The following is a 5,701-nucleotide window of genomic DNA, read 5'->3' as shown; positions in this document are numbered from 1 at the left end:
CAAAAGCAGCCGGGCAGGACTGACCCTGTACGCCGTTCTCCGCGAACTCCAACGCGCACTTGCCCGTTGGATCGGTACCTGCCCACTGTGCCACCACACCTTCCCCACCTAACAAAGTACTACTAGGAGCGCCCGACAATTGCCCCGGGCCCAACCGAGCAGTGAACTGGCGAGACCCAGTGGATCGGCTTCCCGCATGGCTACTGGCGGAAGGTACCGCGCAGGTTCGCGTTGATCAGCTCGTTCATGCGCTTGCTCGCGCCAGACGACCAGGTCAGGGCCGAAACCCGACAGCGGTTCATCAAAATGTATGAAGGCCCCACCTCTGCGTTGTTCCGTTGGCGCATGGCGGGGACGGCCGCGGGCAAGCAGGGTGACTCCCATCACAAGCTCGATCCCGCCCGCCCCGCGAAGTCGACGGGCGCGGGCACCTGATGAAGGGAATGCCATGGGTACGACTCCGAACGGGGCCCATCAGCTCAAACCCGGCCTTAAACAGCGGCACCTGACAATGCTCTCGCTCGGCGGGGTCATCGGTGCCGGCCTGTTCGTGGGGTCGAGTGCGATCATCAACCAGGCTGGCCCGCTCGCCTTTGTCACCTACGGCATCACGGGGCTGATCGTGCTGTTGGTGATGCGGATGCTCGGTGAAATGGCCGCAGCCAAACCATGTTCCGGCTCCTTTACCGACTACGCCCGAATGGCGTGGGGTGAGTGGGCAGGCTTTTCCACGGGGTGGCTGTATTGGTACTTCTGGGTCATCGTCGTCGGATTCGAGGCGGTCGTCGGCGGTCAGATGATCAACAAATGGATTCCGTCGCTGCCGGTGTGGGCGATCGCGGCTGCCCTCATGGTCATCATGACCGCGGTCAACCTGCTCTCGGTGGGCGCGTTCGGTGAGGCCGAGTACTGGTTCGCGAGCATCAAGGTGGTCGCCATCGTCGCTTTCATTGCGGTCGCCGCGCTGTTCGTCTTCGGGCTCTGGCCCGGCGCGAGCGTCGACTTCTCCAACCTCACCGACCATGGCGGGCTCCTCCCGAACGGGCTGGCCACCCTGTTCATCGGTGTGGTCGTGGTGATCTTCTCCATGACCGGTGTCGAGGTCGTCACCATCGCCGCCGCCGAGTCGGCGGAACCGGCCAAGTCGATCCGCAAGGCGGTCAACTCCGTCGTCTTCCGCATCCTCGCGTTCTTCGTCATCTCCACGTTCCTGATCGCGGTGATCGTGCCGTGGGATTCGGTGGTACCGGGCGAGTCTCCGTTCGTCGCCGCCCTGGACCGGATCGGAATCCCCGGCACAGCGGACCTGCTCAACCTTGTCATCCTGGTGGCGGTGCTGTCGGTCCTCAACTCCGGCCTCTACACCTCCTCCCGGCTGCTGTTCGTCATGGGCGGCCGCGGCGACGCACCGGCCTGGATGACCTCGACCAACAAGCGTGGCGTTCCGGTCAAGGGCATCCTGTCCTGCACCGTCATCGGCTACGGATGCGTGGTCCTTGCGGCAATCTTCCCGGACACGGTGTTCCTGTTCCTGATCAACGCCTCCGGTGCGGTGTTCCTGTTCGTGTACTTCATGATCTGCATCTCCGAGCTGCGCCTGCGTCGACGGTGGGAGAAGGAGAACCCCGGCTCCCTCGAGTTCCGGATGTGGCTCTACCCGGGCCTGCCGATCCTGGTGACGGTGGCCATCGTCGCGGTACTGGTCAGCATGGGTTTCCGGGAAGCCAATCGGATCGAACTGATGCAGGGAATCGCGGTGTGGGTGGTGCTGACGATCGTCTACTTCATCAAGAAGAAGACCCGCGCCTCCACACAGGTGGCCCCGGCCGCCGACGACAGCGGACCCGACGTGTCCGGGGTGGCCACGGAGAGCATCAACTCCTGAACTTCGAGGTAGCACCTGATGAACACCAGATGGGCTGGTCCGTGACGGACCAGCCCATCTGGTGTTCCGCTCAGTCGATCAACTCGTCGAGATCGAGTTTCGCTCGCTCGGCACCGGACAGGGCGAGCCAAAACATCGCGGAGCCTTCGGTGGAGGTCGGCTTCAAGCCGGTGAGCTGCTCGACGCGGCGCAGCCGGTAGACGAGGGTCTGCCGGTGGATTTTCAACTCGTCGGCGCTCTTCTGCCACGCGCCGTCGTTCCGGAGGAACACGCGCACCGAGGTCACCAGCTCACCCTCGTTGCTCTTGTCATGGGCGATGAGCGGGCCGAGGGTGGTGCGGACCAACCTGCGGGTGTCTTCCATGCTGCGGGGCAGAAAACCGACGTCGTCGATGTCTTCGCCGTAGACATTGACGGTCTGGTCTTGCTCATGGGCGCGAGCCACGGCGAGCTGGGCCTGCCGGGCCGCTTCGGCGACACTCGAATTGGCGGTCAGAGCGCTGCTGACCCCGACCGCGCAGTCCGGAGCGAGCTTGGTGTTGATCGTTGCCAGGAGGTCGAGATCGCGGGGCACCACCGCGATCAGTAGCGCCGCGCGCGGCAGCAGCAGCGGAGCGTACTGCTGCAGACAGACCTGCCGGTGGATGGTCTCGTGATGAAGTGGGTCGGCGTTCGGGGTGCTCCAGCATGCGACGACCACCCCATTGGTCATCCCGCGGTGGCGCAGTTCGGGCCACACGGCGGCGAAGGTGATGGTTTCGTCGAGAAGGCCGACGAGCAAGTCCGCCCCGGACGCACGAAGTCGGTCGCGTTGAGCGGCATCATGTTCGAGTTCGAGGGCAATCAGGCCCCCGAGGTGCTGCAGGAGCGGGCGGTCGTTGACGGGGACCCGGCCGGGACTGGCCGACAGCACCACTTCTCCTGCCCCCGGGATCGGAATTTCGACGCGGTCGGCCGCAGGATCTGCGTGGCCGCTCCGCTGGTGAAGCGCCAGGCGTCCGCTGACAATGACCTCGCCGCCGGCACCGTGATCGCGGACCTCGAGAGCCCATCCGGTGGTCCCTTCGAGCGCGGAAATCCGGTCCCCGAAGGTGCCGCGTGCGTGCAGGGCCTGCCAGTACACGTCGTACAGGCGGGTGATGCTGGACAGGCGCTGTCGTTCGGATTCGACGGCACTTTCGATGACGGTGCGCGCGAGCGCGACGAATTGCAGGTCGAAACTTGCCGAGAGCACCGGGAATCCGCGGCTTTCGGCGACTTCGAGCAGCGCCGGCGTGACATCCGGGGTGCCGGGGCCGCGGGCGATCACCAGGGCGCTGACCTGACTGTCGATCAGGTGCGCCATCCACTCGGACTGCTCCGTGTCGCCGCGGGGCAGCCCGCCGCCGGTGGTCATGACGAGGTCACCGTGTTCGAACCACAACCACGGATCGGGCAGGTCACACGCGTGCGCCCACGTGACCAGTCGCGCGCCGCCGCTCTCGCCGGCGAGATATTGCAGGCCGAGCGATGGGATCGCGGCCAGCTGATCGACGGAGATCATCGGCCTTCACCTCCTCATACAAAAGTACAGCCGCCAGTTCTATGTCTGTGAATCCGGAGTATGTCGGGGCTCACACACTGACACGACACTGGACATCGACGCACGAACGAACGAACGGCTGGAGGCTGTAAATGGTGGTCAGTAACGCCCGCGCGGAGCGCGGCGTATCAGGTGCCGCAGACGGTACACCCCTGTGGCGCGAAGACCGAGAGCACGCATCCCGGCGGCCCGCGCTGCCCGGCAACATCACTGCCGACGTGGCGATCGTCGGTGCCGGGTTCACCGGACTGTGGGCGGCCTACTATCTGCTGCAGGCCGACCCGACGCTGAAAGTAGTTCTGCTCGAACGCGAATACGCCGGCTTCGGCGCCTCGGGACGCAACGGTGGGTGGGCGTCGTCGATCTTCCCGGTGTCGCTCGGCCGCGTCGAGCAGCTGTACTCGCATCGTGCCGCTCTGGATCTGCAGTCGGCGATGAACGAAACGGTCAGCGAGATCGGCGACGTCGTCGCGGCCGAGAAGATCGACTGCGAATACTCCCGCGACGGATTCGTCTCCCTCGCCCGCAGCCAGGCGCAATGGGCGCGGGCGAAGGCGACCGTCGATGGCGCCGAGAGGTTCGGCACCCACGGGCAGTGGCAGCTGCTCGATGCCGACGCCGCGCGCGAGAAGGTCAACGCAGCCGGTGTGCTCGGCGGTATCTACACCGAGCACTGCGCCCTGCTGCACCCGGACAAGCTGGTGCGCGGTCTCGCCGGCTGGGTCGAGGAGCGCGGCGGGGTCATCTATGAGGACACCGCTGTCGACGAGATCGGCAAGGGCATCGTATGGACGCGGCACGGGTCCGTCACCGCATCCGTCGTCATTCGCGCCACCGAGGCGTTCACCCCCGAATTCCCCGAGTACCGGCGCAATGTGGCGCCGCTGTACTCGCTCGTCGTCGCGACCGCCCCGCTGCCGGACGAGGTCCGTCTGGAACTCGGCCTCGACGGCCGAACCGCGTTCAACGACATGCGGAACCTGCGGATCTACGCCCACCCGACCAACGACGGCCGCCTCGTCTTCGGCGGGCGCGGGGCGCCGTACCACTTCCGGTCCAAGGTCCACCCGTCGTTCGACGTCGACGAGAAAATCCACGAGAAGATCATCGACACGATGCACGAGTTCTTTCCGACACTGAAGGACGTGCCGATCACCCACCGGTGGGGTGGCCCCCTCGGTGTCCCGCGCGACTGGTTCCCCTCCGTCGGCTACGACCAGAACAACAAGATGGCGTGGGCCGGACCGTATGTCGGCGACGGGGTCGCCACCAGCAACCTCGCCGGCCGCATCCTGCGCAACCTCATCCTCGACAAACGCGACGACCTGAACTCACTTCCCGTGGTCAACCACCACTCCCCCAAATGGGAAGTCGAACCCTTCCGCTGGTTCGGGGTCAACGCCGGACTGCGTGCCGCCGCGACCGCGGACCTCGAAGAACGCGTCACCAACAAACCGTCCAAGGTGTCCGCGCTGCTGGAAAAACTCACCGGCGCCCACTGACATCCCTCCCGACCGATAACGGAGACATCGACCATGGCTTCACTGATCCACCTGCCCTCCACCGTCGTGAACGGTGAGCTGACCCCCGCCGGGCAACGGCCCGGCGCCGACAGCGGCGACCCGCAGCTGCGCACCCTACCCGTCGACGGCGGCACCGACGCCCAGATCGGAATCTGGGAGTGCCAGCCCGGCGGCTGGCCTGTCGTCGACCGACCCAACACCGAAACCTGCTTCATCATCGAAGGCAAAGCCACACTCACCGACGACGAGACCGGCACCAAGGTCGAGATCTCGGCCGGCGACTTCGTGGTCCTGCCCCCGGGATGGTCCGGACGCTGGGACGTCTCCGAAACCGTCCGCAAGGCATACACCATCTTCTGACGCCGATCAGTGCCGCGTCCACGACGAAACCACCAGCTACTTCTCATTCGACAGGACCCCACTTCATGACACACAACGACAGCACCCTCCGGGTGATCCCACACTGGTTCGACAACAAGACGTTCACCGGCACCAGCGGCAACACCGCGCCCGTGACGAATCCGGCGACCGGTGCCGTCACCGGTCAGGTCGCCCTGGCCAGCGTCGAGGACGCCCGCGCCGTGATCGACGCCGCCGCCGCCGCGTTCCCCGCCTGGCGCGACACCTCCCTCGCCAAGCGCACCCAGGTGATCTTCAACTTCCGGGAACTGCTCAACGCCCGCAAAGGCGAGTTGGCCGAGATCATCACCG

General features: G+C 65.7%; 5 protein-coding genes. 4 read left to right on the top strand and 1 reads right to left on the bottom strand.

What is annotated here, in order from left to right; all coding sequences use genetic code 11:
• Positions 1-448: 448 nt before the first annotated feature.
• Positions 449-1,885 (top strand): amino acid permease, encoded by a 1,437-nt coding sequence (locus G9373_RS44400; protein ID WP_043787362.1) that lies wholly within the window; start codon positions 449-451, stop codon positions 1,883-1,885.
• Between the two features lie 70 nt (positions 1,886-1,955).
• Here the strand turns inward: G9373_RS44400 and G9373_RS44395 are convergent, their stop codons facing one another.
• A complete protein-coding gene (locus G9373_RS44395) occupies positions 1,956-3,428 on the bottom strand; it encodes a PucR family transcriptional regulator (RefSeq protein WP_054246868.1) in 1,473 nt (490 codons plus the stop codon).
• Positions 3,429-3,559: 131 nt separating this feature from the next.
• Between G9373_RS44395 and G9373_RS44390 the strand changes: the two genes are divergently transcribed.
• The 3 genes from G9373_RS44390 to G9373_RS44380 form a co-directional block, all read left to right on the top strand.
• Positions 3,560-4,969: an FAD-binding oxidoreductase gene (locus G9373_RS44390; protein WP_054246866.1), complete on the top strand. Its 1,410-nt coding sequence runs from the start codon at positions 3,560-3,562 to the stop codon at positions 4,967-4,969.
• A 33-nt stretch (positions 4,970-5,002) separates the two neighbouring features.
• Positions 5,003-5,350: a cupin domain-containing protein gene (locus tag G9373_RS44385; protein ID WP_005561715.1), complete on the top strand. Its 348-nt coding sequence runs from the start codon at positions 5,003-5,005 to the stop codon at positions 5,348-5,350.
• Between the two features lie 65 nt (positions 5,351-5,415).
• Positions 5,416-5,701: aldehyde dehydrogenase family protein (locus G9373_RS44380; RefSeq protein ID WP_167121161.1), on the top strand; the 286-nt coding region annotated here is incomplete at its 3' end.

This window comes from Rhodococcus sp. A14 (genome assembly GCF_011603105.1).
In the GTDB taxonomy this organism is placed as follows: Bacteria; Actinomycetota; Actinomycetes; order Mycobacteriales; family Mycobacteriaceae; genus Rhodococcus_F; species Rhodococcus_F opacus.
The sequence above is the reverse complement of the archived record's forward strand: the minus strand, read 5'-3'. Positions and strand labels throughout refer to the sequence as shown.

What these genes read in the sequence shown, in the direction of transcription:
- G9373_RS44390 (WP_054246866.1), top strand. Translation starts at nt 3,560, where the DNA reads ATGGTGGTCAGTAACGCCCGCGCGGAGCGCGGCGTATCAGGTGCCGCA.
- G9373_RS44395 (WP_054246868.1), bottom strand. Translation starts at nt 3,428, where the DNA reads ATGATCTCCGTCGATCAGCTGGCCGCGATCCCATCGCTCGGCCTGCAA.
- G9373_RS44385 (WP_005561715.1), top strand. Translation starts at nt 5,003, where the DNA reads ATGGCTTCACTGATCCACCTGCCCTCCACCGTCGTGAACGGTGAGCTG.
- G9373_RS44400 (WP_043787362.1), top strand. Translation starts at nt 449, where the DNA reads ATGGGTACGACTCCGAACGGGGCCCATCAGCTCAAACCCGGCCTTAAA.